The following is a 25,065-nucleotide window of genomic DNA, read 5'->3' on the forward strand; positions in this document are numbered from 1 at the left end:
TCTGTCCGGCTGCGGCCCCGGCCCGGGGGGGGCGTCGGGGCCGGCTCGCCCCCCCGGGCGGCCGCCCCCCGCCCACTACAAAAATGCCGCCCTCTGGGAGGACGGCGGCGTCTGTTTTGTCTGTCGTGCTGAAGCTTGGGGCCTCAGGGGTGGCTGGCCGGTTCCTGGGTGGTGTGGATCACCGGGTTGGCGGCGGTCGCCGGGGCGACGCTGGGGGTGGCTGGCAGGGTCAACTCGGGATTGACCTGCTGCGCCTGCAAGGCCTTGATCTGCTGGTTCAAGGCTTCCAGCTGGGTGTTGGTGGCGCGCAGGTCCGAGCTCAGTGCCACGGCTTGCTGCTTGCGCTCCTGCAGGGCGTTGCTGACCTGCAGCGACTGCTGGCGTTGCTGCTCCGCTTCCTGCTGCAGGCCGCGCAGGCGGCGCTCGTTCATCGCTACCAGCTTCTCGCTATAGCCCTTGCCGGCCTGAAGGCGGATGGTGTCCAGATAGACCTGGGCCAACTGCTTGGTCTGCTCAGCGAAGGTGAGGTAGAGCGATTCGGCGCTTTCCACCGAGTCGGTGCGGATCACCCGCCAGAACTCCTTCTCGTGGAACAGCGCCACGTAATAGTTCAGCGAGTCGGCATGGAACAGCAGGCTGGCACCGTAGTTACCGTTGTAGGTAGTACGGAGCTCGGTAAGTTCCTGGTTGCCCATCAAGCGTTTCAGCTCGGCCACGGTATTGCCAACGGCGCTGTCTTCGCTGTTGGCGGGGGCGGCCGGTACCTCGGCTTCACCGCGCTGCCAACGGCCGGCCATCGCGGCAGGTGCCGTCAGCAGGCCAACAACCAGAAAAAGTGCACAGCCAAACCGGCTCGGAAGCATTTCGATCCTTGTCATAAGTCCTCGTAATTCCCCCGAATTGCGATGGCCGTCGCATTTCATGAATGCGCCTTGTTCGTACCCGAGCATAGCACGCGATCTGGCGCTGGAAAGCATTGCGGGGTGGGCGTCTGCACTGTTTGGGGTGGCCCTCATTCGACCAGCTGGCTGCGGCCGCATTGGATCGACTGCATATGCACGTCGGTGCGGCCCAGCTGCAGGCCCAGCACGTCCGACAGCAGCTTTGAGAGCAGGTTGCCGACGCCATCGAGCAGCGGTCGCAAGGTATTGTCGATCACCGGCTTGAGCAGCAGGCAAAGCACACTGCTGCAGTTGCCGCTGCCAGTCACCGGGTTGTAGCCGCCGCTGCCGCTGAGGCCACCGGGCTTGGTCTGCAGGTATTTGGCCAGCGAATTGCTGACGCAGTCGTTGAAGGCAAGGCCGGCGATCAGGCCTTGGCAAGATGTCAGACCGAGCACGTCGAGCAGGCCGCCGAGCACGCTGGGTTTGCTGATCGTGGTTTCGTAGAGAAAGCCCTGCCATACGTCGCCCTGCACTTTTTTCGGCGTGCAGCCCAGAAGCCAGCTCTCGCAGGTTGGGATTTCGGTGGTCCAGCTGCCCAGTGCCGGCAGATTGGCATCGCTGTTGCCGTTGGTCAGGGCCTGAACCACCACGGCGGGCTGGTACAGGCCATTTTTCTTGGTGGCTTCCAGGTACTGCACCGCCAGATCCTTGGCCGCGTCGGTGCTGTTGCCCTGTGGTGCGAACAGTGACTGCACGGTGCCGAGCAAGGCATCGACCAGGTCCGAGACCAGCTTGCCTACCTTCAGATCATTGGGTTTCACCGTGCCGGTCTGGCCTGGACTCAAGGTCAGCTGATCGCGTTGTGACAGGGCTTCAAGAGAAATTTTCTTGTTGAGCACATCGCGGCCGAGCAGGCTGACCAGGGTCTCATTGCCAAGCCCCGTGCGGCATAGCTCGCGGGTGGAGTCCCATGGCGTGGTGGCCTTGCCGATGCAGACATTGGCGATGGCGCTGGTGACGTCGACGGTGGCTGTGGCCGGTTTGCTTGAACAATCGATGGCGGTGAGTTGACCGAAGCCGTCGATCACATCGATGTAGGTAGGCAGCTTGATGCGGGTGCCCAACCAGTTCAGTACCGTGCCGAGTGCGGGAATCCGCTGCGAATCGATATCCAGGAACAGGCGCACCTGGCTGTTGTAGGCGGTGGTGCCGACCGGGCCAATGCCGATCGAGGCGGGCTCGACAATGCTTGCTTTGGCTTTGAGCAGGCCGAGCACGTCCAGCTGCGGTACCTCGACGGCGTGTTTGGAATTGGCGATGGAGATGCTGGTGCCAAGCAGATCGAGCGCATTGAGGTCCACATCCAGAGCGCCATTGGCCGCTTCGCTGCCGCCGGCGATCTTGGCGAACAGGCCTGCGCTACTGGCGGTAGAGCCCAGCTGCACCAGCGCGTTGCTGATGCCGGCGCCAAGCAGCTTCTGCTGCAGCAGGCGCAGGTCGACGCCGGCCAGCCCCTGTTGGCTGGCCAAGCTGGCCATCACGTCCAGCAGTCTGCCGACGGACACCTGGTTGGCGGCCAGCAGATTGTTGAATTCGCCGACATTGATGTCGGTGGCAACGGGAATGCCCAATGCCTGCAGCAGGCCGCGCGGGGTGATCTTCAGGTTGGCCAAGCCCTGATAGCTGGCGATCTGGGTCTGGGTCAAGTCGACACCGACCAGTCGCAGTATTCCCTGCAGCGGCGCGTTGCTGTTGGTGTTGAGCAGGCGCGAACCGACGCTGAAAGCTGCTTGGGGGGAGGTGCGCTTGGCCACGGCGGTGGCACTGATACGCGGCAGGGAGGTGAGCTGGCCCAGCAGCGGTACCGCTTGCCGCGAGGCGGTGACCTGGACGGCATTCAGTGGGCGCGTGCTGCTGATGGCGACAAAGCGAGCGCCGCTCGGCAGCTCGGCCCCCCAGTAGCCGCAGCTGACCGTCAACTGGCCCTGGAAACCATTGTCGGTGGTGGCGTTGCGGCGTGCAGCCAGGTTGTCCTTGTAGTCGGTGGTGCATTGTTCAAGACGCTGCGCCCCAGCCAGTGCAGCCAGGTCGGCGGTCTTCTGAACATCACGCTTGCTCCAATACAGGTAGCCCACCTCGACCAGGCCGAGTATCACCACCAGCCCGAGCAGCAGCAACAGCATCGGCAGGCCCGCACCGCCACGTTGGCGCGCGCTGTTGGATGGATCGCGTAGCGCGCGTGACAATGAATGTGATGACCTACGCGGGCTGTCCATGGTTGGCCTCAGCGGCTGCCGCCGCCTTGCTTGGAATTGGGGAGCGCTGCTTCGAAGTACTCGGGAATGGGGTGATCAAAGCTGTTGAGATAGCGTTGGTAACTGCGACTGGCGGCCTCGCCGAGCATCGGCAGCACGGTGCCGGGGCGACTGTTGTCGGCCTGCAGCTGCAGCAGGGCGCGGGTGGTGTCACCCACTTGTGAACGTGGCAGGTCGGCAAAGGTGCTGGCCGAATCCGTCGCGGCTGCAGCAACCGCATTGCCTGCGTTTGTGCTGGTTCCGGTGCTGGTATCGGACATGCGTTCGATCAACGGTGCATGCTGGTCGGCTGCGGAAGCGCAGCTTGCGAATGTACCCAGCAGCAATGCTGCTGCAATGGCTGCCGTTCGGGTCATGGCGTTACCTCCTGCGAAGTGGTCGACGAGGGGCTGAAACGATCAAGCATTGAGCCGGGTGGACGCGGGACATGCCTGCTGCTGGTTGCAGGCTGCTGCGCAGCCAAGCTGGTTGCATTGCTTGCCGCCGATGCGGCAGGAATGGCAGCCGCAACCGGCTGTCGCAGGGTCTGCGCGAGCCGGTAGATTTCGTTCCGGGTCGAAGGAGGAAGATTCGCGCGTTGCATCATGCTTTCCGCCGTCGTGGCCTGCCCGGACAGCAACGCCCACAGCGCCAGATTGGAGATGGCGCGGATATTGTCAGGCCCCAGCTCGGCCGCCTTGGCCAGCGGTGCCCGTGCCTGCTCGACTTGACCAGCCTGCAATAGTGCAAACCCAAGATCGCCGAGGTAGGCGACATTGAGTGGGTCGGCACGCACCGCGTTGTCGAGCGCTAGCTGTGCGGCGGCGTGGTCACGTGTGCCGGCCGCGATCAGCCCAAGTCCATGCCAGGCCGGTGCGGCCTGGGCGCCCCTGGTCAAACTCCGGTAGATGCTGGCTGCGGTTTGGTCATCGCCGGTTTCGCGCAATGCGTTGGCTTGCAGGATGCGCAGTTCCGGGCTGTCGCCGAAGCGTTGCCGGAAGGCGTCGATATGCGCCAATGAGGCGTAGTAGGCGCCTTGCTGCTGCATCTGTTTGAGCAGGCCAAGATACATGCCGCGATCGTCTTGCGCGGCTTCCACCAGCGCTGGTTCATGCGGCGGTTGTTTGTAGGCGGCGCGGTTGCCGCCACAGCCCGCGAGCAGGGCAGGGGCCAGTGCGACCAGCAGCAGTGCTTTGGTCTTCATCAGGTCGGCTTTCATTACATCCCCTTGATCGCGGCTGCCAGCGAAATGATGGCCGGCCCGGCCAGTACCAGCATCAGCGCCGGCAACAAGGTGATCATCATCACCACGGTCATCTTCACCGAGAGCTTGCCGACCTTCTCTTTCATCTTCATGCGGCGCTGCTCGCGCAGGCGCATGCCGAATTGCTTGAGGGGCTCCTGCACGGCGCCGCCATGCTGGTGCACCTGCAATATCATCTGTATGAGGCTGCGCAGGTCGTCGTTGTCGAAGGAATCAGACAGGCGCCGCAGCGATTGCGCACGACTGCGGCCGCGACTATAGCCGGCATTGGCGAGCTGCAGCTCACGCCCGAGTACCGGGATGGCGATATGCAGTTTCTCGCCAACCATCTGCAGGCTTTGGTCGATACTGAAGCCGACGCCCTGTAGCAGGCGCAGCAGGTCGATCAGCAACGGCAGTTCCTCGTCCACTTTTTTTCGAAGACGTCCGGCCCAGCTGCGCAACAGCAGTTTTGGCAGCAGAATTCCCAGCGCAAAACCGACCAGTAGAATGATGACCATGTCGCTGCCGTGCGGCCGCAACACCAGCACGGCAAGGAACGGCATCAGCAAAGCCAACAGCAATCGTGCGGCAAGAAAAGCGGCGGTTCCGGTGTTGTGGTTCCAGCCAACCTGTTCCAACAGCAGCTTGTCCTCGGGCGCAAGCAGCGCTTTCTGCACGCGGCTGCCGTCGAAGTGTTGGCCGATGGCGGCAAGGTCACTCAGGCGCTGCCGCCACCAACCGGCTTTCGGCGCGTTGTCCTGTTCCAGGTGCTGGGCCGTGTCCAGTGCGGTCTGCAGTGCCGCGCCCGCTTGCTGGCTACGGCGCCCACGATAGAGCAGGCCGGCCGCGGCCAGTACCAGGGCCAGTACGACCAGCATCATGGCGATGGCGTACAGCTGGTTCATGCGGCTCTCCGGCGGGGGTGAGGGGCGATTGACGGCGTCATAGCGATTTGGCCAGCCGGTACAGCAGAAAGCCGCCGCACAGTTCGAGCAGCACCGCAATCAGCAGGATTTTCTTGCCCAGCGGTTCGTGGAACATGGGCTGGAAGAAGTCGGGGCTCATCAAGGCCATCGACAAGGCTGCGCCGACTGGCAGTAACGCAAGTACCCAGGCAGACATGCGGGTCTCGGAGGTGGTCGCCTGCAGTTCGCGCTGCACCTCCTCCATATCGCGCATGAAGTCGCTCATGCGTTGCAGGATCTGGTCGCTGCGCCCGCCGATGCGGATGCTGGTGCCGAGGATCACTGCCAGCATTTCCAGAGGGCGCAAACGATAGGCCTGCGCGGCGTGTTGCAGTGCCCGATCCAAGTCCATGCCCGCGCGGGTATAGGTCAGTGCGTTGTCGAGGATGGGGCGCAGTGGCGGATCGACATTCTGGGTGGCGCTCTGGAAGGCCATCGACAGGCTGTTGCCGATGCCGGCCATGCGCACCATGTTTTCCAGGAAATCCGGCATCTGCGCGACCAGCCGCTGTTGGATCTTGTCGATGCGCCGGTACAACCACAACCCCACGGCCAGCAGATACAGCGCCAGCACGAAGGCGCCAAACCAGGCGCTGCCCAAGCGCAGGCCAGCACCGATAGTAGCGACGATCCCTGGCAGTGCGATCAGGATCAGCGTGCGCACCGAGTCTTTCAATCCCGCCCGGCGCAGCAGCTCGGCCCAGCGTTTGCTCGGTGGTCGGCTGTTGCGCGCTTCATCGGCGGCGCGCTGCGGATCGGGCTGCGACAGCCGGGTGTCGGCGTGGCTGGCGGCGGCGCGCTGTTGCACGCGGGTAGCCAGGCCCCACCACAGGCCCATGGCCAAGGCCACCAGCAGCACCGCAAAGCTCCCGAGCAGCAAGGGCAGCATCATGAAGGGAAGCTCCCCATGTTGGCCTCGCGCAGTTCCTGCCGGAACGGTTCGAGCTTGTGGCAGTGCGGGTGGAAGCCCAGACCTATCCAGCGGTCGCGCTCGCGGCTGTCCTGGTCGATCCAGGCTTCGTGCTTGAACAGCTCCTGGCTGGTGATGACGTTGTCGCTGACGCCGGTGATCTCGGTAATGGAGACGATCACCCTGCGGCCACTGCCCAGCCGCGAGATCTGCACGATGAAATCGATGGCGCCGGCGATCTGTCGGCGCAGGCTGTCTTCGCTGCCCTGGAAGCCGGCAAAGCCGGCCAGCATTTCCAATCGATACAGGCAGTCGCGGGCGTTGTTGGCGTGCACGGTGGCCATTGAGCCGTCGTGGCCGGTGTTCATCGCCTGCAGCATTTCCAACACCTCAGCACCACGTACTTCGCCGACCACGATGCGGTCCGGGCGCATGCGCAGGCTGTTGCGGACCAGCTCACGGATGCTGACCGCGCCGCTGCCGTCAAAACCGCCCATGCGTGATTCCAGCCGCACTACGTGCGGGTGGTTTAGGGCCAGCTCGGCGGTGTCTTCGACGGTGATGACGCGCTCGTTGTGCGGGATGAAGGTCGCCAGCGCGTTGAGCAGCGAGGTCTTGCCGGAGCTGGTGCCGCCGGAGATCAGGATGTTGCAGCGGCCGCGCACCATCGCGTTGAGCAGGGCGTACATCGGCTTGTCGAAGGCGCCGCGTCCCAGCAGTTCGTCGGGCGTGAACGGATCCTTGCGGAACTTGCGGATCGATACCATTGGCCCATCAACGGCCAACGGCGAGATGATGGCGTTGAGACGGCCGCCATTGGGCAGACGCGCGTCGACCATTGGATTGGAGTCGTCCAGGCGGCGGCCGAGCGGGGCGATGATGCGGCGCAGGATGCGCAGCAGATGGCGGTCGTCACCGAAGCGCTGGGTAGAACGGCGCAGCATGCCGCCGGCCGAGACATGTACGTCCTTGTAGCCGTTGATCAGGATGTCCTCGATCTCCGGGTCGTGCAGCAGGTCATCCAGTGGACCAAATCCGGTCAGTTCCTTGTGCAGGGCGCTGGCAACGGCTTCCATCTCGTATGCGTTGACCGGGATCTTCCATTCCTTGACGAAGGCCGCGGTCTGCGTGCGCACGAATTTGCCGATGGTTTCCGGTGACCAGGAGTCGATATCGACCCGCTGGTCTTCGACATGGTTCAACAGGTATTCGTGTGCTGCCGACAGCACGGTCTGGAACTGCTCGGTCTGCTCGAACGGCACGTTCGGCACCGGCTCCACCGACAGTGCGGCTGCGGCGATACGGGGGGACAAGGGGGTGACTTTGTCTTCCATTGTTATCTACCCAGCAGATTGGCGAGACGAGCCAGCGGTGAGGCCGGCAAGGTAGTTGGCGGGGTCGCAGGTCGCCGCCTTTCCAGGCGCTGCAGCAGAGGCTGCAAGGCCTTGAGATAGGGGTCACGCGGAGCAGCGTCGGTCAACAGACGGCCCAGTCCTGCGTTGGAGCGCAGCACCCGTGAACGGTCGGGAATGGTGGCCAACAACGGCACGTTGAAGCGCTGTGCGATCTGCGTGTCGGCCAGTCCGCCGTTGGCGTCGAAACGGTTGACGATCAGCTGCAGGCGCTCGTCGCGCAGGCCACGGCTTTCCAACTCGCGCATGGTCTGGTCCAGCGATACCAGGGAACCAATCGCTTGGTCGGTAACCAACCAGACTTCGGACGCACTCTTGAGCAGCGTGGTAGGCAGCAGTTGCACCGGCAGGCCGCCGACATCGCACAGGCTCAGCGGGAAGACTGTGCGTAGACGGTCGAGCAGGGAGATGGGCTCATGCTTTTTCAGCAGGCTGCCACTGGCGATTCCGAGCAGGGCCATGCCACTGGCGTGGTGGGCAAACGCGGTGCCGGCAAAGGTGCGATCCATCCGCTCGACGCTGCGCAGTGCTTCTTCATAGCTGAAGTGACTTTCCATGCCCAGGTAAAGCGCGGAGTCTGCAGCGGGTTGGCCCAGGTCGATCAGCAGCAGCCAACCCTGCAGGCCGGCAACATCGGGCGAGACCGGGTTCTGGTCGGCCAAGCTCACCCCAAGATGGGTTGCCAAGGTGCTGGTACCGACGCCGGGTCGCACTCCTAGCAGCACGATCAGACGGCCGTCCGGTCGCAGTTCCGGTGCAGCGCTCGCGCGCACCGGGCTGGGAGCCGCGCCGACGCGCTCAAACACCTCCAGCATCTGGGCCGTACTGTTGTCGATATCGACAAAGTCGCAGACGCCCGCACGCATCGCCGCCAACAGGTGTGCAGCCTGTTCCGGCCCGGTAGTGCCCAATCCAATCAGTGCAGGGCAGTCGGGCAGGGCGTGCAGTTGCCGGGCGACGTCGGTGGAGTACGCAGCATTGCCACCGCAATAGTCGAGCAACACGAATGCCGAGCCGGTAGCGGCGTCGAGCAGCTGGCGCGGATTGGTTTCGCGGCTATCGACCCAGCGCAGATTGGCCTGCCCCGCGAGTACGGAACCCAGACGCGCCATGTGGCGGTTGTCCGGTGCGTACAGCAGCAGATTCAATTCGGGATGGCTCTGGGTCTGGGGCAAGGGCATCACCGGGGGCATGGGGGCACTTCAGCGTGAGAAGCCAGGGAGTTGGTCGGGGCTGGCCGGGTGCAGCAACCACGCGCCCCAGACCGGTAGTTTGGGTTGTGCTTCGCGTTGGCCGGGTAGCGGGATTTCGGTGCCACGTGCCAGCGGTTTGACCAGACGCGGTGTCACCACGATCACCAGCTCTTTGTCCTCGCGCTTGTAGCTGAGGTTGCGGAAGAACGAGCCAAGAATCGGGATGTCGCCGAGCAGAGGGATCTTGTTGACATTGGAGGACAGCTGGCTACTGACCAGCCCGCCGATGACGAAGCTCTCGCCGTCGCCAAGCTCCACCGTGGTGTCGGCGCGGCGGGTGGAGATGGCGGGAATCTGGGTGCCATCCAGGGTGATGCCGCGGGTGTAGTCCAGGTCGCTGGCTTCCGGTGCCACCTTCAGCGCGATGCGGTCGGCCGACAATACGGTCGGGGTGACGGTCAGGCCGATGCCGAAGGGTTTGAAGGTCACCGTGGTGGTACCAAGCCCTTGCGGCTCGAGGATCGGCAGTTCGCCACCGGCCAGAAAGCTTGCGCTCTGGCCGGACAAAGCAACCAGCGTCGGCTCGGCGAGTACCCGGGCCATGCCATTGGCCTGCAGCAGATCGATATTGGCATCCCAGGCGCCGGGGATGGATTTGGCTACCAGCTTGAATGCCGATGAAAGCGCACCGCTGTCATTGCTGCCACTTGGCGAGGTGATCCCGTAGCTGAAGCCGCCATTGATGTTCTTGAAACTGATGCCGACCTGGCGCAGTACGCTCTTGTTGAACTCCACCACCTTGACTTCGACCTGCACTACACCGCCGCTACTGATGGTGGTTGCGTCGCTGATCAGGCCTTTTTCGCCGATAGCCGAAGCCGCTGCTTTGCGGCGTGCTTCGTGCTCAAGCAATGAGCCCGTACTGCCTGATAGCAGGGCTTGGCCCGCCTGCACGGTGAGCCCGTTGGCGCTGCCATCCAGTAGCCCGCCCTGTACCGCGTTGCGCACGTCAACACGGATGCGGGTTGGTGCGGCCTGCTTCTGCAGCCACAACAGCAGGGTGGTGCTGCCAGCGGATTTGCCCACCAACAAGGCCTCGCTGTTGCGGCCGATACGAGTGATGTCTGCGATGGAGGGGTCGGCGATGGCGATCCGTTCAACGCCGGCTGGCAGGTTCCAAGGGCGTTGCTCATTGAGTTCGAGCACAACACTGTTGCTGCTCGCCTGTGCCTGCGCGGCCTGGGTCAGTGGTGGAATGAAGCCACTCACCGCCAATAGCGCCAAGGTGAACAACGCAGACGCGGTGATGGAAGAACGCTGGTGCAAGAGGATTCCCCCGGTCATGGCGAAGACTGCTGATTGGATGGGGTCGTGCCGCGGATGATCTCGATGCCTTGGCGGCCAGCTGGCCGTGCGCTGCGGCGGCGCTGCGGCGCGGCCGAAGCCGTGGCCGCTGCGGGCGGTGAGCGGCTGCTGCCACCGGCTAGTGCCTTCAGGTCGATACCCGCATAGGCGCGGTTTTCTGGGCGCGCAGCGGCTTCGACTGCTGTTTCGTCCAGATTGCCGCGTAGCGCCAGCACCGCTGCCGGCGTTGTAAAGATAGACTCATCCGCCAATCCAGTGTCGCCAGGATTACGCAACGCGAGGAACAATTTGCCACTATGTGCGGCCAGCAGCAGACGCCCTGCATCCTGTACCGGGACGGCCAGAATCGCACTGCGTGCCTGCGCCGCATCAGCGTTGGCAGAGCCACTGCTACGACCATCACGTGATGCGATGGTTTCGGCTCGGCTGCCCGGCTCCGGTGACGAAGTACCAACCTCGTTGCTCTGTTCGTCGGCGCGGCTGCTTGCTTGGCCCACATCGGCGTTGCCGTAGCCCAATACCTGTAGGCGTGAGAGCAGCAGTCGTGCCTGGGTATTGGTCTGGCCGCTGCCAGGGTTGGATGGGTCCTGCAGGCTCATGAACACATCGACATAGTCGCCGGGGGTGACGCGGTTGCTGACCCCGGCAAGCTCGTCAACCGGCACCGCAACCGCGCGTTCGCCAGGTTTGATGCCAATGGCGATGCCTTGTAGCAATTGTTCGCTGGTGATCATCGCGCCGGCAGCGATGTTCCTTGCCGGCGTACGTCCTTCCACCTCGCTGATGGTGTTATAGCCGTTAGCTGGCGGCAAGGCCATTTCGGTGATGGTGAGATCGGCACCTGTGATTGGTTGGCCGGCGGGGAGCTCCTTGCTGGCGACCACCATCATCCGCTTGGGTGGATTGGTCGGCAGCGTCGCGCTGCTGATCTCGGTGGTTGGCGCTGCGCGCCGGCCGATTCCGAAGGCAAGCACCATCAGCAGTGCTGCAACGGCCAACAGCAGGATTGCAGCTATGCGTATTGCCTTGGGCATCTTGAAGCTCCTCCCCCTTGGAGTCCGCGTTTAGCGGTCGCCTAGATCCAGTTGAACAACGGCGGTACTGCTCAATGACTTGCCCATGGTCCAGCCCATCAAGGTGCCAGTGCCCGGCATGAAGGGATGCGCATCATGGTCGTACGAGGTGGTCACCTTGATGCACTTGATAGTGCTATCGGCAGCGCAGACATAAGGTTGAGAGACCGCGATCGGTGCGGCACTGGCACTGCTGCAGGCGGCCGATGTCTTTGAATAATTCAACAGCCATTGCATCGAACGTGCGGCGGCCTGGCAGGCATTGCTGCGCCGTTCTGCGGTGGTTCCATAGCGCAAGGCTGCACGAGCCCCCTCACCGGCGGCCAACGCCAGTGACTGCTGTGCGGCAAAGATCATCACTCCGGTGAAGGTGATGAACAGCAGGGGCAATACGCCAAACATCATCATCAAGGCGAATTCGATGGTTACCACACCGCGCGTCCGCTGCCGATTTGGAAGATGCCGGTTTGGAGATGGATACCTAGGCATGCGTACCTCCCTGCAATACGACGGCTATCAGTGCCAGGCCCATGTAGGCGGCGTAGGGAATGCCACGCCGACCTTGGCGTGCAGAACGCAGATCCATCTGCCAGTCGTGAAGAACGGCCGGGCCTTGTAGCGATTGCACCGCTCGTAAGAGCCGGGGCGGTACGTACAGTGCTAGCGAAGACCATGCAACGAGGAGCAGCGCGTGGGCTCCGGCAGCCAAGCTGGCGATGACCCAGACCGGTAGCAGCGCGCCGCTTCCGAGCAGAAAGCCTATGACGGAAAACAATTTCACGTCGCCCGCACCCATCCAGCCGATGGCATAGAACGGTAGCAGTACCGCCAGTCCGAGCGCGCCACCAAGCAGACAATCGGCGAACGACGGCGAGCCTCCGATCTGCAACAGCTGCATCGCTGCTGTGCACGCCAACACGGATAGCAGTACCCGGTTGGAAACGCGACGGGCCATCAGGTCGCTTATGGCGACCTGGGCCCCAAGCAACAGCGCGACCAGGTAGGCGAAGGTCATGTTGGTGGCCTCGTGCTTGGCTCAGATCATGCCGCCGCCACTGCCGCCGCCGGCTGAATCGGCGCCGCTGACCAGTGCAGTAAGTTTGGCAAGCACGGTTGTGAAAACCGTCTTCAGGCCATCGCGTGCGAAGAATATGATCAGGCCCGCCACCACGGCTGCCAGCAGCCCATACTCAAGTGCGGTAACACCATCTTCTTCCCGGAAAAACCTGCGCAGCTGTGCGTTCATGATGTTCTCCCTGATGACCCGGTGTCGGTGTTGCTCCGACAGAAAGCCGGGCGATGGGCATTGCTGCCCGATTGAGGTCATTGGGATGCTCATGACACCGGCAAGAGTGTGCCGACGGTTGCTCAGGCTGCCGGGTTGTGCCGGCAGTTTCCTACCTTTGCTTCCGTTGTCCCCTGTCGGCATGCAGCGCATGCCCGGAAGCATCATTGCAATCGGGCGCTCCCACGGATGCGCAGATTCGGCAAGAATGAATTGTTTTTCATATATGTGATGGACTTCGCTATTGGGGGCGCCGGAGTCGGCGTGAAGGCTTGTTTTTTTTGTCAGTATCCAAGGCGCAAAGGATGTTGAATGCGTCTGTCTTGGCGGTTCCGTAATGCGAGTTTCAGGCTGTGCGGCAGGGGATTGCAGGTTTGGTTCTTTTACCTGCAGCGGATAGTCGAGCTTCTGAAGCGCGTTCCTGACTCAGGGGCGCAAAGGCGTTCACATGGATGCGGTAGTCGGCGGAAACGGTTTGCGATCATTTGATCTGGCGTCGCTGAGCGGCACGCTTCGCGTGTGCCACGTTGAACTGGTGCTGCTTGATGACCAGCCACCCACGGCATCGATCACCTCGTTTGTTCACGACCAGGCCTTGTTGTGTACGTTCGAGGTTGGCGCGCGTACACGTGGCCGCTTCATGCTGCCGCTGGATTGGTGCCTATTGGGATGCCTGCAGACAGTGGATCCGGAAAGCAGCTGGTGCCATGGTGTGCCTCTGGTGTCTGGAAACATCGTGTCAGTGATGCCTGAGGGGGTAACCGAATTTGCCTTGGGTGCCGGCAGTCGGATGACCTTTGTGCTGGTCCCACTCAAGCGCTTCCAAGAGCGTGCGGCAGCGCAGCGTCTAGGAGGTATTCTGGAAGAGGCGGCTGGCGTACCGGTGTTGAGTAACCGCCCACACATTCCGCTGCAGGCTTACTACCAGGGGTTGCACGAGCGCATCCACCAAGGTGAAGTCGGGAGCGATGAGATCGACGCCATGCTCGATGCCCACGTCAAGGAAGTAGTGACCAATCGCGCGCCAGAACGCGCTGGCTGCAATCGCAGCAGACGCGCTCGTTATCTGATCTTTCGTCGCGCCGAAGACATGATGTATGCGAATCTGCGTCGCCATATCTATATGCACGAGCTGTGCGACGCCGCTGGGGTTAGTGAGCGGGCATTGCGCTATGCCTTCGAAGAACTGGTGGGGATTTCCCCGGTGCGCTATCTGTCGATGCTGCGCCTATGTGAGGCCTGCCGCAGCCTGTCCAGTGCGGATGCAGGCCGTAAGTCGGTCAAGTCAATCGCGTTGAGCTGCGGCCTGTGGGACCTGTCGCGTTTTGCTGACAGCTACCGCAAGGTGTTTGGTGAATTGCCGAGCGAGACCTTGATGCGCGGCACGTACTCGCCTGCCTGAGCTGCGCAGAACCGCTGTGTGATGCCCATCACTTAATCGCTGCGGTTGCCGAATACGTGCATCTGCGTGCCGCTAACGGGTATCGCTTTGCCAAATTGCCCTATGGATGTGCCGGATGTGGGCAAACCATCGCGTGCACAAGCGTTGTACTGGCCTCACGAACCAAGACCTGTCCGCGCCCGGATGGGTCGAACCGGAGGCGCCACATGAACCGCATTTATCGTTTGGTCTGGAACCGCACACTCAATGCCTTCGTCGTAGGTTCCGAACTGGCCAGCGCACAGGGGAAACGTTCTGGTCCGGCAAGTTTGTCGCCGTCGATGTCGTGGCGGCTGGCTGGTCTGGGCAGCGCCATCGCGCTGGCGATGGCCGGGCCAGCGTTGGCAACCGACGCCAAGCTTGCCGACCTGCAGGACCTGGTCGCCAAGTACAGCAACACCGACGCACAACAGATTGTCGCCACCAGCCTGCCGACAGTCGGCGCTGGTGCTGCGCTCAACGCCTCGGTGAGGTCACCGGCGTTGCTGCAGGTGGACGCGTCGGCGGCAGTCGCGGTCAAGCCGCATGTCGCCACTGCGCCAGCCGCGATACGCGCACGGGTGGGTGTGAGCGCCACGTTACCGAAGCTGCATCCACATGGTGGGGCAAATTCACCAGCTGCAGCGCTGTCCGTCGTAGCGGATGCCGCGCTCGCAGTGAAGCCGCTGGCGGCTTCGGCCAATGCTGCAGTTACTGCAACGGTTGGCCCGTTGACCGGAACTGGTGCGGGCCTGCAAGGCATCGCCGCGGTGCTGTTGCCGGGCAAAGAGGAGGGCGGAAGTCCGTTGCACGGAACATTGCTTTCAGCGACTGGTGCGGTCAAGGAGCTCACCGGCGAAGTGCTGACCGGCGAACCGATGGCTGCGGTGGAAACGCTCACCTCGCATGTGGGGACGACGTTGACGCCGCTTGGTCAGCATCTGGGCAGCGGCGTTGAAGGTTTGGTCGGTGGGCTGCTGCCGGGCCAGCAGGGTGGAAGCCCGTTGCAGGGCGCGCTGGCTTCAACGGTTGGTGCGGTAAAGGAAGTGACTGGCGCGGTGCTGGCAGGCCAGCCGATGGCTGCGGTGGAAACGCTCACCTCACACGTCAGCACAACGGTGACCTCGGTTACCGGCCAACTTGGCAGTGGCGTTGCGGGTGTGGGCGACTTGTTGCTGCCAGGCGCAGAGCAAGGCGGCAATCCGGTGCTTGGCGCCGTGACTGGCACGGTGGGCGCCGTCGAAGATCTGACCGGCGGGCTGATCGAGGGGGCGGGTCTTGGTGGTGTTGTGAATGGCGTGGTCGATGGCACTGCGCCGGTGCTGGACGGCGTTGGCGATCTTCTCGGTGCGGTGGTGGGTGGCGTGACCGGTTCGAACACGCTGGGCACAGGTGTCGCCAACACGGTTGGCACGCTGACCGGCGGGCTGAAGGACACGACCGGCGCGCTCGCCAACGGCGACGTGACCGGCACGGTGCAAAGTCTGCTGGGAACGGTCGGCAACACTGCTTCCACGCTGCTGGGTGCAACCGGCAATACGCTGGGCGGCATCGTCGGCTCTGGATCGGGCGTGGGTGGTGTGACCGGTGCACTGAGTGGCGTGATCGGTGGTGTGACCGGTGGGTTGTCGAACGTTGTTGGCGGCCTCACCGGCACTCCGGTGGTGCCCGCTGCACCGCCGGCACCCAGTGCAGGCCCATCTGGCCTGATCGTCGGCAATGGTGGGCTGGTTGGCTCGGTGAACCAACTGGTGGATTCGCCGCTTACCTCCATTCTGGGGGGCAACGGCTATATCAACAGCGGTAGCCTGAAGGTCAACAGCACCAACGTGATGCAGACCTATTCCGAGGTATCGGTGCTGGGTTTGCCGGTGGTTAATCTGAGTCCGGTAGGCAGTCTGCTGGACGGGCTGGGTGGTTTGAGCACCGGCGGCAACTCGCATTTGACCCTGATCGGAGGGGTTACCTCCGACAGCTACATCACCAATATCAACAATGGCGATCCGGGCGGCCTGCTTGGCTTGGTGTTGCCGGACGGCGCTCCGGGCTGGGCCTCCGACTGCCTCAACGTGCTGGGTGCGGTGACTGCCAAATGCTGGGCAGTGCCAGCAGCGCAGGATTACCAGGTGCTGATCGGTGACGGTGCGTTTGCAAATGGCTCCAAGGAAGTGGTGATCGGCAGCAATGCCGAGCATCGGTTGGCAACGCAGACCGCGGACCAGGTGTTCATCGATGCCGCAGGCGGCAAGACCGGTGTCCCGACCGCCGACTACGACGCCCGGCTGGGTCATTCGGTGGTGGTTGGCGACAGCGCCAAGGGCACCGCCAACGCACAGACCCTGATCGGTGCTGGTGCAACCTCGGATAAGGCCAACAGCGTGGCGCTTGGCTTCAAGTCCAATGCCGCCCGCGGTGGCCAGGACAACTACACCGCATTCGGATTGACCGCTACGCAAACCTCCATCGGTGAAGTAGCTGTGGGTTCGGCTGGGCGCGAGCGGCAGATCACCCATGTCGCCGCCGGCAGCCAGGACACCGATGCGGTAAACGTCAAGCAACTGCGTGGCGCGCTGGATCAGATTGATGATCTTGGCCTGGCAGCCGTGGTCTATGACGAAGACGTCAATGGCGTCATCAACTACAGCAAGGTTACGCTGGGCAGCGGCCAGGCGGTCAGTGGCACGGTCCTGGCAAATCTCGCGGCCGGTGCGGTCGCAGCGGGTAGCATGGAAGCGGTCAACGGTGGGCAGCTGTTTGGGCTGGGCAGCTCGATGGCGGCGTACCTGGGGGGCGGCGCGACCTTCAACGGTGGTGTGCTTGGTGCACCGAACTACCAGATCAACAGCATCGGTGTGCTGGGTGCGGCTTCGCTGCAGTCGTATGCAAACATCGGCAGCGCGTTCAGCTCAATCAGCGATTCGCTGCTCAACCTGCGCAATCTGTTGCCGGGCAATGTCCCGGGCAGCAGCGATCCCTTGGCGGTGAAATACATCGCCGACGCTGCCGGTAATCCGACCAACGCAGTACGTTTGACCGGCAATGGCAGTGGTGCGGCGGTGGCCCTGGGCAATGTGGCTGCCGGCAGTGTCACCACTGGAAGCCTGGATGCGATCAATGGTGGGCAACTGGCAGCAACCAACCAGGCGCTTGCGTCGGCCATCGGCGGCACGCTGCAGTACAACAGCAGCACCGGGCAGTGGAGCGCAGCCAGCTTCAATGTCACTTCGATCAACAGTAGTGGTGTTGGCAGCCAGCAAACGCTGGGCAATGTCACCGATGCACTGGCTGCAATGAATGGCTCCATCGTCAACGTCAACAATCGCATCGACAACATCCAGAACGGCGGTGCCGGAAACCAGTATTTTGCCGTCAATTCAACCAAGGCGGCGGCCTCGGCTACCGGCCAGGACAGCGTGGCTGCTGGTCCGCAAGCCACGGCCAGCGGCAACCAGGCGGTGGCTATCGGTAACGGTGCCAACGCATCCGCCGCCGGCAGCGTGGCTCTGGGTGCAGGCTCGGTGGCAACCCGCGCCAATACCGTGTCAGTCGGCGCCGCGGGCGCCGAGCGGCAGATAACCAACGTAGGCGATGGCACCGCGGCCACCGACGCGGTCAACGTGCGCCAGCTGCAGGCCTCGCAGCAGGGCACGGTGCGCTATGACCAGAACACCGACGGCAGCACCAACTACGCCAGCGTGACCATGGGGCGGCCGGGCACCAGCACCGTCATCCACAACGTTGGTACCGGCGTTGCGCCCACCGATGCAGTCAATGTCGCTCAACTCAACAAGGGCATGGGGGAGGTCATGAACTGGTCGAAGAACTACACCGATCAACGCTTCAATGATGTTACTCGCGACATCAAGCGCATCGATGACCGGGCCTCTGCCGGCGTGGCCTCGGCAATGGCGATGGCGGGTCTGCCGCAGCCCACCGAGGCGGGCAGGCGCATGGCGTCGATGGCGGCCAGTACCTTCCACGGTGAGTCGAGCATGGCGGTGGGCGTGTCCGGGGTCACCGATGGCGGCCGTTGGATCTACAAGCTTAGTGGCTCGGCCAATACCCGCGGCGATGGCGGGGTGACCGTCGGTGCCGGTTTCCAGTGGTGAGCACTGCAAACGGCTACCTGCAAGCAGACAACCCTGGCTATGTATCGAGGACGCTATGAACAGGAAATGGACCGTACTTGCCTTGCTGGCAACGCTGACCGCCTGTGGCAAGGGCAACGTGCGAGAGGAGTTTCCGGACCCGGCTCGCGCCTATCCCGCAGGCGGCACCTATGTAAATCTGGACAACCTGCGCCAGTACGCGCCAGGTATGAACAAGCGTCAGATTCAGGAGTTGCTGGGTACGCCACAGTTCAACGAGGGTTTGTGGGGTGTGCGCGAGTGGAACTATGTATTCAATTTCCGTCGCTCGGTTGGGGCTGAGCCGATCCAATGCCAGTTCCAGGTCAGGTTCGATTCCAAAGGTGTGGCCACCGGGCAGGAATGGAAGCCGGGCAGCTGCGCGGCCTTGCTGGAACCGCCACCTGCCCCTGCTGCGCCAGCGCCGCCTCCGCCACCACCGGTGGTCGCACCGCTGCGGTTGTCGGCTGATGCGTTGTTCGCTTTTGACAGCGCCAACCTGTCAGCCGCCGGTCGGGCAAAGCTGGATGAGTTCGTGCAGGAACTCCGTGCCAGCACCGCGGCGGTGACGCTGAACATCATCGGCTACACCGATCGCATCGGCAGCGACGCCTACAACATGGAATTGTCGCGGCGACGTGCGCAAAGTGTGCGCAGCTATCTGGTGCAGCAAGGCATTCCCGCTGGCGCCATCCATGCCGAGGGGCGCGGTAACAGCGCGCCGCTGGTGCAATGTGATGACGCTGCTGGCGCCGCACTGCTGGATTGCCTGGCGCCGAACCGGCGGGTCGAAATTGTCGTGAACGGTGGTTGAGTCGGAGCTTTCGAGGTGGGCGACCGATGTCATTGTCGGTCGCAGCCCTCACAATGGCGGCCGGTAGTCGTGGCAGCTGTGCCCCGGCCAGAGCGGGACAAGGTGTGCTGTGTTGAAGTGGAACAATGTATTGGCCTGGGCCGGTCCTCTGGCAGCGGTGGTTTTCATTGCCGCAGTGGCGGGTTTCGGCGCACAGCTGCGCGGTTACGACCAGATGCTGCATCCGGTGTCCTTGCTGGGTGCGCGCGGTATCCCCGGTGGCACCGCCTTCAGTCTGCTGGGGTTCGTAGTGGCGGGCCTGCTGGCGGCGATTGCGATGCTGGACCTGATCCTGCGCATGCCGGCGAGCGCGCCGCGTCCGCTACGGGTAGGTGGGCAGATGCTGCTGCTGGCAGCCATCGCCTTTGCCGCGATGGGCCTGTTTCCGCTGGATGTGGAGGATATCGAGAACCGAGCAAGTCAGTTCCACGCCAGTGCCTGGTTGCTGTGGCTGCTGGCGTTCACTGCTGCCGCCATCGCCCTGCGTTTTGGGGCGGGCAAGGCCAGTGGCTGGCGCTCCTTGTCGACACTGACGGTGGTCTGCGCGCTTTGGGCTGTCTGCAGTGCGTTCCTGTTCGAGATCGCGATGCCGGTGGCAATGGCGCAGCGTTTGGCGTTCCTGGGGTGGCTGGTTTGGCTGTTGGGCGCGGCCCGGCTGGCCCCGCCGCGCAGCTGAGCGGCGGGGCGCAATCACCGCACTGGCGGGGCAGGGCTCGCGCAGGCGACGCGCTTGGTGCTGGCTTGAGAATCTGCTGGTTTTTTAAAAGCTCTATATTTCAATGACCTGCGGGTCTTGTTGGATGCTGGTCTGCGCCCGGATTGGAGTGCAATGATGCACTGCGGTACCCTTTGCCGCTTTGCCGTTGCCCAGCGTTGACATGTCCAGCGTCGAACCGAATATCTACGATCCCCAGCAGGTTGAAGCCGCCGCCCAGAAATTCTGGGAGGCCGAAAAAGCATTCGAGGTGAACGAAACCTCGGACAAGCCCAAGTTCTACTGCTTGTCGATGCTTCCGTACCCGTCCGGTGCACTGCACATGGGCCATGTGCGCAACTACACCATTGGCGACGTCATCAGCCGCTACAAGCGCATGACCGGCCATAACGTGCTGCAGCCGATGGGCTGGGACGCCTTCGGTCTTCCGGCCGAAAACGCCGCGATCAAGAACAAGACCGCGCCGGCCAAATGGACCTACGCCAACATCGCCCACATGCGCAGCCAGCTCAAGTCGCTGGGCTATGCGATCGACTGGTCGCGCGAGTTCGCTACCTGCACGCCGGACTACTACGTCCATGAGCAGCGTATGTTCACCCGCCTGATGCGCAAGGGCCTGGCCTATCGCCGCAACTCGGTGGTGAACTGGGACCCGGTCGACAACACCGTGCTGGCCAATGAGCAGGTCATCGATGGCCGCGGCTGGCGTTCCGGCGCACTGGTCGAGAAGCGCGAGATCCCGCAGTGGTTCCTGCGCATCACCGATTACGCCCAGGAACTGCTGGACGGTCTGGACGAACTGCCGGGCTGGCCGGAATCGGTCAAGACCATGCAGCGCAACTGGATCGGCCGCTCCGAAGGCCTGGAAATCCAATTCGACGTGCGCGACGTGGATGGCGCTGCACTGGATCCGCTGCGCGTGTTCACCACCCGCCCGGACACGGTGATGGGCGTGAGCTTCGTCTCCATCGCCGGCGAACACCCGCTGGCCATGCACGCCGCCAAGAACAACCCGCAGCTGGCCGCCTTGCTGGCCGAGCTGAAGCAGGGCGGTGTCTCCGAGGCCGAACTGGAAACCCAGGAAAAGCGCGGCATGGATACCGGCCTGAAGGCCATCCATCCGGTCAGCGGCGAGCAGGTGCCGATCTGGGTCGCCAACTTCGTGCTGATGGGCTACGGCACGGGCGCAGTCATGGCCGTGCCGGGTCACGATCAGCGTGATTTCGAGTTCGCCACCAAGTACAACCTGGCCAAGAAGCAGGTCATCGCGCTGAAGTCGCCGAAGAACGACGACGAACGCAGCTATGACGACAGCCGCTGGCAGGACTGGTACGGCGACAAGAGCCGCGAAACCGAGCTGGTCAATTCGGCCGAGTTCGACGGCCTGGATTTCCAGGGCGCGTTCGAGGCACTGGCCGAGCGTTTCGAGCGCAAGGCCCAGGGCCAGCGCCGCATCAATTACCGCCTGCGCGACTGGGGCGTGAGCCGCCAGCGTTATTGGGGCTGCCCGATCCCGGTGATCTACTGCGACAAGTGTGGCGCGGTGCCGGTGCCGGAAGACCAGCTGCCGGTGATCCTGCCCGAGGACGTGACCCTTAACGGCACCGGTTCGCCGATCAAGGCCGACCTGGAATGGCGCAAGACCACCTGCCCGGATTGCGGCGGCGCGGCCGAGCGCGAAACCGACACCTTCGACACCTTCATGGAGTCGAGCTGGTACTACGCCCGCTACACCTCGCCGGGTGCCCGCGAAGCGGTGGACAAGCGCGGCAACTATTGGCTGCCGGTCGACCAGTACATCGGCGGCATCGAGCACGCCATCCTGCACCTGATGTATTTCCGTTTCTTCCACAAGCTGATGCGCGATGCGCGCATGGTGGACAGCAACGAGCCGGCGCAGAACCTGCTGTGCCAGGGCATGGTCATTGCCGAAACCTTCTACCGCCAGAACAGTGACGGCTCCAAGGATTGGTTCAACCCGGCCGACGTGGACACGGTGCGTGACGAGCGCGGCCGCATCACCGGCGCGACCCTGCGCGAAGACGGCCAGCCGGTGGTGATCGGTGGCGTCGAGAAGATGTCCAAGTCCAAGAACAACGGCGTCGACCCGCAGACCATGGTGGCCAAGTACGGCGCTGACACCGTGCGTCTGTTCTCGATGTTTGCTGCTCCGCCGGAGCAGTCGCTGGAGTGGAACGAAGCCGGCGTCGACGGCATGGCGCGTTTCCTGCGCCGCCTGTGGGCGATGGTGCACAAGCACACCGCTGACGGCATTGCGCCGGCGTTGGACGTTGCTGCACTGAGCGCCGAGCAGAAGGCAATCCGCCGCAAGACCCACGAAACCATCAGCAAGGTCAGTGACGACTACGGTCGTCGCCACGCCTTCAACACCGCCATCGCTGCAGTGATGGAGCTGCTCAACACCCTGGCCAAGTTTGACGATGCCAGCGAGCAGGGCCGTGCTGTGCGCCAGGAAGCCTTGCAGTCGGCGGTACTGCTGTTGAACCCGATTACCCCGCATGCCTGTCATGCGATGTGGCAGCTGCTGGGCCATGAGCAGACCCTGCTCGAAGACCAGCCGTTCCCGCAGGTGGACGCGGCTGCGCTGGTCAAGGACTCGCTGACCCTGGCGGTGCAGGTCAACGGCAAGCTGCGCGGCACCATCGACGTGGCCGCCGATACCTCGCGCGAGCAGATCGAAACCCTGGCCAAGGACGAGCCGAACACGGCCAAGTTCCTGGTCGGGTTGACGATCCGCAAGGTCATCATCGTGCCGGGCAAGATCGTCAACATCGTTGCGGCGTAAGCCGCAACGGGTATCTCAAGTGCAGTTCACGCGGCATCAGGCAGGCTTGCTGCCTGTTGCCGCTCCCGGCCGGCTCCTCCAGACTGTGTGCATGACTCGATACCTGACTGCCCTGATTCTCGCTGCCACCCTCACCGGTTGCGGCTTCCATCTGCGTAACAAGCTCGCACTGCCTGCCGATATGCCGGCGGTGCAGGTGGTTTCAGCAGTGCGTTACAGCGAGCTGGTCAAGTTCCTCAACCGCGGCCTGCGTTCCTCTGGCGCCACTGTGGTGGAAGCCGGCGACACGCTGGTAGTCGCTGGCAAGCAGGCCGGGGTTGCCCGCCTGCAGATCCGATCCGAGCGTTGGGGTGACCTGCCCATCGCCATCGACGGCCAAGGCCGTGCCCAGGAATACAGCCTGCGCTACGCGGTGGTGTTCTCCTTCCTGCGCCCGGACGGCGGCGTGATCGTGCCGGAACAGGCAGTAGAGCTGTCGCGCGACTATGTGGCGCCGCCGCGTGATTCCACCGGTACCACCACCGAGCGCGAAATCCTCGCCGATGAGCTGCGTCGCGAAATGTCGGCCTCAATCCTGCGCCGTATCGACAGCGTGGTCCGCGCCGATGTGGAAAAAGCCCTGCAGGCACCCAAGCCTGCGGAGGACGCAGCGGGTGGGGCGCACTGAGTTGACGCGTTCTGGCGCTACGCAGACGCATAGGGGCTGAACAATGGAGCTGCGACCGGAACAACTGGCCAGCCAGATAGCCTCGCAGCCCTTGGCGCCGGTGTACCTGATCGCCGGCCCCGAGCTGTTGCGGGTGATTGAAGCTGCTGATGCGGTGCGCGCCAAGGCGCGTGCCGATGGCATTGGCGAGCGCGAAGTCTTTGATGCTGATGGTCGCGATTTTGATTGGGGGCAGTTGGCTTCCAGCTTCAACGCGCCCAGCCTGTTCAGCGCGCGCCGCCTGGTCGAAGTGCGCCTGCCCAATGGCAAGCCGGGCAAGGAGGGCGCTGAGGTGATCAGCGACTTCTGCGCACGGCCTGCGCCGGATGTGGTGCTGCTGATCACCGCTGGCGAATGGAGCAAGGCACACCAGGGTAAATGGGCCGAGGCAGTCAACAAGGTTGGCGTGCTGTCGGTGGCTTGGGCGATCAAGCCGCATGAGCTGGCTGACTGGATCGAGCGTCGCCTGCGCAGCAAGGGCTTGCGTGCCGATCCTGCCGCCGTGCAGCGGCTGAGTGAGCGGGTCGAAGGCAATCTGCTGGCGGCCGCCCAGGAAATCGACAAGTTGGCCTTGCTGGCGGATGGCCAATCGCTGGACGTCGCCAAGATGGAATCGTTGGTAGCCGATGCCGCCCGCTACGACGTTTTCCGTTTGAGCGAAGCCGCCTTCTCCGGGCAGGCACCGGCGGTGCTGCGGATGGTCGCCGGCCTGCGTGCCGAGGGCGAGGCGGTCGCCGCGCTGATGCCGATCCTGATCCGCGAGCTGTTGATCACGGCCGGGCTGGCGCGGGTACAGGCTAATGGCGGCAATCTGGCTGCCGAAATGAAATCCAAGGGCATCTGGGAATCGCGCCAGGCGCCGTTCAAGCGCGCCCTGCAGCGCCATCCCGATCCGCGCCGCTGGGAGCGCTTCGTCGCCGAGGCCTCGCAGGTGGATCGCATGGCCAAGGGCAGGGCCGAGGGTGATCCGTGGCTTGCCCTGGAGCGTCTGCTGGTTGCGCTGGCCGAAGCCCGCGCGGTGCGTCTGCTTGTCCGTGGCGTGCGCTGAATGAGTGTTACGGGGCTGTCGCCGGCAGCTGCTGCCGCGGACGACGGCCTGTGGCTGCTGTATGGCGGCACCTTCGACCCGGTTCATAACGGCCATCTGGCCATTGCCCGTTGCGCTGCAGCCGAGCTGCAGGTGCCGGTGCACCTTATGCCTGCCGCCGATCCGCCGCACCGTGCACCGCCCGGTGCCAATGCCGCTCAGCGTGCGCAGATGCTGGCACTGGCGGTTGAGGACGAGCCCAACCTGCTGGTGGATACCCGCGAGCTGCAGCGCGCTGAGCGCCAGCCCGGTGTGCCGTCGTGGACCGTGGATACCCTGCGTGACATCCGCGCGCAGATCGGCCCGCAGCGGCCTCTGGCGATGCTGATGGGCGCTGACAGCCTGCTCGGCCTGCCGGGCTGGCATGAATGGGAGCATCTGCTCGATCTGGCGCATATCGTGGTTGCTGAACGACCGGGCAGTGGCCTGGATGGCGCCTTGCCAGCTGAACTGACGCAACGGCTGGACGGGGCCTGGGCCAGCTCGGCCGAGGCGCTGGCCACCAGTCCGGCGGGACGGGTCTGGCGGCTGCGCCAGCCGCTGCATGCCGAATCCGCGACCGAGGTGCGGGAGGCCATCGCCAACGGTGGCCAATGGCGTGATTTGTTGCCTTCGGCGGTGGCTGGGTACATCCTTGCGCAAGGCCTGTATGGCAGTGCCGCGCGGGCGTGAATGCCGGCAGCGGCCATGTTCTCTATAATCGTCCCCCTTAATTCATCGAGTT

Annotated in this window: 21 protein-coding genes; 8 read left to right on the forward strand and 13 right to left on the reverse strand. The window is 63.6% G+C overall.

The window, feature by feature from the left end:
* Positions 1–143 precede the first annotated feature (143 nt).
* The 13 genes from ACVOLZ_RS15670 to ACVOLZ_RS15730 form a co-directional block, all read right to left on the reverse strand.
* Positions 144–878 (reverse strand): DUF2968 domain-containing protein, encoded by a 735-nt coding sequence (locus ACVOLZ_RS15670; protein WP_481516940.1) that lies wholly within the window; start codon positions 876–878, stop codon positions 144–146.
* 134 nt (positions 879–1,012) lie between these two features.
* Positions 1,013–3,160 (reverse strand): TadG family pilus assembly protein, encoded by a 2,148-nt coding sequence (locus ACVOLZ_RS15675; RefSeq protein WP_481516941.1) that lies wholly within the window; start codon positions 3,158–3,160, stop codon positions 1,013–1,015.
* A gap of 8 nt (positions 3,161–3,168) precedes the next feature.
* Positions 3,169–3,555, reverse strand: coding sequence for a DUF3613 domain-containing protein (locus tag ACVOLZ_RS15680; protein ID WP_481516942.1), 387 nt, complete (start codon positions 3,553–3,555; stop codon positions 3,169–3,171).
* Positions 3,552–4,397, reverse strand: coding sequence for a tetratricopeptide repeat protein (locus tag ACVOLZ_RS15685; RefSeq protein ID WP_481516943.1), 846 nt, complete (start codon positions 4,395–4,397; stop codon positions 3,552–3,554). The genes ACVOLZ_RS15680 and ACVOLZ_RS15685 overlap by 4 nt, the downstream gene beginning before the upstream one ends.
* On the reverse strand, positions 4,397–5,329 hold the full coding sequence (locus ACVOLZ_RS15690) for a type II secretion system F family protein (RefSeq protein ID WP_481516944.1): 933 nt from the start codon (positions 5,327–5,329) through the stop codon (positions 4,397–4,399). The genes ACVOLZ_RS15685 and ACVOLZ_RS15690 overlap by 1 nt, the downstream gene beginning before the upstream one ends.
* Positions 5,330–5,366: 37 nt before the next feature.
* On the reverse strand, positions 5,367–6,281 hold the full coding sequence (locus tag ACVOLZ_RS15695) for a type II secretion system F family protein (protein ID WP_481516945.1): 915 nt from the start codon (positions 6,279–6,281) through the stop codon (positions 5,367–5,369).
* On the reverse strand, positions 6,278–7,633 hold the full coding sequence (locus ACVOLZ_RS15700; RefSeq protein WP_481516946.1) for a TadA family conjugal transfer-associated ATPase: 1,356 nt from the start codon (positions 7,631–7,633) through the stop codon (positions 6,278–6,280). The genes ACVOLZ_RS15695 and ACVOLZ_RS15700 overlap by 4 nt, the downstream gene beginning before the upstream one ends.
* Before the next feature lie 2 nt (positions 7,634–7,635).
* Positions 7,636–8,886 (reverse strand): CpaE/TadZ family protein, encoded by a 1,251-nt coding sequence (locus tag ACVOLZ_RS15705; protein ID WP_481516947.1) that lies wholly within the window; start codon positions 8,884–8,886, stop codon positions 7,636–7,638.
* Positions 8,887–8,913: 27 nt separating this feature from the next.
* Positions 8,914–10,230, reverse strand: coding sequence for a type II and III secretion system protein family protein (locus tag ACVOLZ_RS15710; protein WP_481516948.1), 1,317 nt, complete (start codon positions 10,228–10,230; stop codon positions 8,914–8,916).
* A gap of 14 nt (positions 10,231–10,244) precedes the next feature.
* Positions 10,245–11,303, reverse strand: coding sequence for a Flp pilus assembly protein CpaB (gene cpaB, locus ACVOLZ_RS15715; RefSeq protein ID WP_481516949.1), 1,059 nt, complete (start codon positions 11,301–11,303; stop codon positions 10,245–10,247).
* A gap of 30 nt (positions 11,304–11,333) precedes the next feature.
* A complete protein-coding gene (locus ACVOLZ_RS15720; protein ID WP_481516950.1) occupies positions 11,334–11,831 on the reverse strand; it encodes a TadE/TadG family type IV pilus assembly protein in 498 nt (165 codons plus the stop codon).
* Complete coding sequence (locus ACVOLZ_RS15725) at positions 11,824–12,357, reverse strand: A24 family peptidase (RefSeq protein WP_481516951.1); 534 nt, start codon at positions 12,355–12,357, stop codon at positions 11,824–11,826. The genes ACVOLZ_RS15720 and ACVOLZ_RS15725 overlap by 8 nt, the downstream gene beginning before the upstream one ends.
* Positions 12,358–12,378: 21 nt before the next feature.
* Positions 12,379–12,588: a Flp family type IVb pilin gene (locus ACVOLZ_RS15730; RefSeq protein ID WP_481516952.1), complete on the reverse strand. Its 210-nt coding sequence runs from the start codon at positions 12,586–12,588 to the stop codon at positions 12,379–12,381.
* Between the two features lie 514 nt (positions 12,589–13,102).
* Between ACVOLZ_RS15730 and ACVOLZ_RS15735 the strand changes: the two genes are divergently transcribed.
* The 8 genes from ACVOLZ_RS15735 (at position 13,103) to nadD (ending at position 25,013) form a co-directional block, all read left to right on the forward strand.
* Positions 13,103–14,029 carry a helix-turn-helix domain-containing protein gene (locus ACVOLZ_RS15735; RefSeq protein ID WP_481516953.1) on the forward strand — a complete coding sequence of 309 codons (927 nt, stop codon included), beginning with the start codon at positions 13,103–13,105 and terminating at the stop codon, positions 14,027–14,029.
* A gap of 206 nt (positions 14,030–14,235) precedes the next feature.
* Positions 14,236–18,156, forward strand: coding sequence for an ESPR-type extended signal peptide-containing protein (locus ACVOLZ_RS15740; protein WP_481516954.1), 3,921 nt, complete (start codon positions 14,236–14,238; stop codon positions 18,154–18,156).
* 55 nt (positions 18,157–18,211) lie between these two features.
* On the forward strand, positions 18,212–18,988 hold the full coding sequence (locus ACVOLZ_RS15745; protein ID WP_481516955.1) for an OmpA family protein: 777 nt from the start codon (positions 18,212–18,214) through the stop codon (positions 18,986–18,988).
* A gap of 112 nt (positions 18,989–19,100) precedes the next feature.
* Positions 19,101–19,703 (forward strand): DUF998 domain-containing protein, encoded by a 603-nt coding sequence (locus ACVOLZ_RS15750; RefSeq protein WP_481516956.1) that lies wholly within the window; start codon positions 19,101–19,103, stop codon positions 19,701–19,703.
* 202 nt (positions 19,704–19,905) lie between these two features.
* Positions 19,906–22,548 carry a leucine--tRNA ligase gene (gene leuS, locus ACVOLZ_RS15755; RefSeq protein ID WP_481516957.1) on the forward strand — a complete coding sequence of 881 codons (2,643 nt, stop codon included), beginning with the start codon at positions 19,906–19,908 and terminating at the stop codon, positions 22,546–22,548.
* A 91-nt stretch (positions 22,549–22,639) separates the two neighbouring features.
* Complete coding sequence (locus ACVOLZ_RS15760) at positions 22,640–23,215, forward strand: LPS-assembly lipoprotein LptE (RefSeq protein WP_481516958.1); 576 nt, start codon at positions 22,640–22,642, stop codon at positions 23,213–23,215.
* Positions 23,216–23,258: 43 nt separating this feature from the next.
* Positions 23,259–24,302: a DNA polymerase III subunit delta gene (gene holA / locus ACVOLZ_RS15765; RefSeq protein WP_481516959.1), complete on the forward strand. Its 1,044-nt coding sequence runs from the start codon at positions 23,259–23,261 to the stop codon at positions 24,300–24,302.
* Complete coding sequence (nadD, locus tag ACVOLZ_RS15770) at positions 24,303–25,013, forward strand: nicotinate-nucleotide adenylyltransferase (RefSeq protein ID WP_481516960.1); 711 nt, start codon at positions 24,303–24,305, stop codon at positions 25,011–25,013.
* Positions 25,014–25,065: the final 52 nt, after the last annotated feature.

The sequence above is a fragment of the Stenotrophomonas sp. STEN020 genome (genome assembly GCF_056760195.1).

Coding starts and splice junctions, on each gene's coding strand:
- ACVOLZ_RS15670 (WP_481516940.1), bottom strand. CDS start 878: ATGACAAGGATCGAAATGCTTCCGAGCCGGTTTGGCTGTGCACTTTTT.
- ACVOLZ_RS15675 (WP_481516941.1), bottom strand. CDS start 3,160: ATGGACAGCCCGCGTAGGTCATCACATTCATTGTCACGCGCGCTACGC.
- ACVOLZ_RS15680 (WP_481516942.1), bottom strand. CDS start 3,555: ATGACCCGAACGGCAGCCATTGCAGCAGCATTGCTGCTGGGTACATTC.
- ACVOLZ_RS15685 (WP_481516943.1), bottom strand. CDS start 4,397: ATGAAAGCCGACCTGATGAAGACCAAAGCACTGCTGCTGGTCGCACTG.
- ACVOLZ_RS15690 (WP_481516944.1), bottom strand. CDS start 5,329: ATGAACCAGCTGTACGCCATCGCCATGATGCTGGTCGTACTGGCCCTG.
- ACVOLZ_RS15695 (WP_481516945.1), bottom strand. CDS start 6,281: ATGATGCTGCCCTTGCTGCTCGGGAGCTTTGCGGTGCTGCTGGTGGCC.
- ACVOLZ_RS15700 (WP_481516946.1), bottom strand. CDS start 7,633: ATGGAAGACAAAGTCACCCCCTTGTCCCCCCGTATCGCCGCAGCCGCA.
- cpaB (WP_481516949.1), bottom strand. CDS start 11,303: ATGCCCAAGGCAATACGCATAGCTGCAATCCTGCTGTTGGCCGTTGCA.
- ACVOLZ_RS15720 (WP_481516950.1), bottom strand. CDS start 11,831: ATGCCTAGGTATCCATCTCCAAACCGGCATCTTCCAAATCGGCAGCGG.
- ACVOLZ_RS15725 (WP_481516951.1), bottom strand. CDS start 12,357: ATGACCTTCGCCTACCTGGTCGCGCTGTTGCTTGGGGCCCAGGTCGCC.
- ACVOLZ_RS15730 (WP_481516952.1), bottom strand. CDS start 12,588: ATGAACGCACAGCTGCGCAGGTTTTTCCGGGAAGAAGATGGTGTTACC.
- ACVOLZ_RS15740 (WP_481516954.1), top strand. CDS start 14,236: ATGAACCGCATTTATCGTTTGGTCTGGAACCGCACACTCAATGCCTTC.
- ACVOLZ_RS15745 (WP_481516955.1), top strand. CDS start 18,212: ATGAACAGGAAATGGACCGTACTTGCCTTGCTGGCAACGCTGACCGCC.
- leuS (WP_481516957.1), top strand. CDS start 19,906: ATGTCCAGCGTCGAACCGAATATCTACGATCCCCAGCAGGTTGAAGCC.
- ACVOLZ_RS15760 (WP_481516958.1), top strand. CDS start 22,640: ATGACTCGATACCTGACTGCCCTGATTCTCGCTGCCACCCTCACCGGT.
- holA (WP_481516959.1), top strand. CDS start 23,259: ATGGAGCTGCGACCGGAACAACTGGCCAGCCAGATAGCCTCGCAGCCC.
- nadD (WP_481516960.1), top strand. CDS start 24,303: ATGAGTGTTACGGGGCTGTCGCCGGCAGCTGCTGCCGCGGACGACGGC.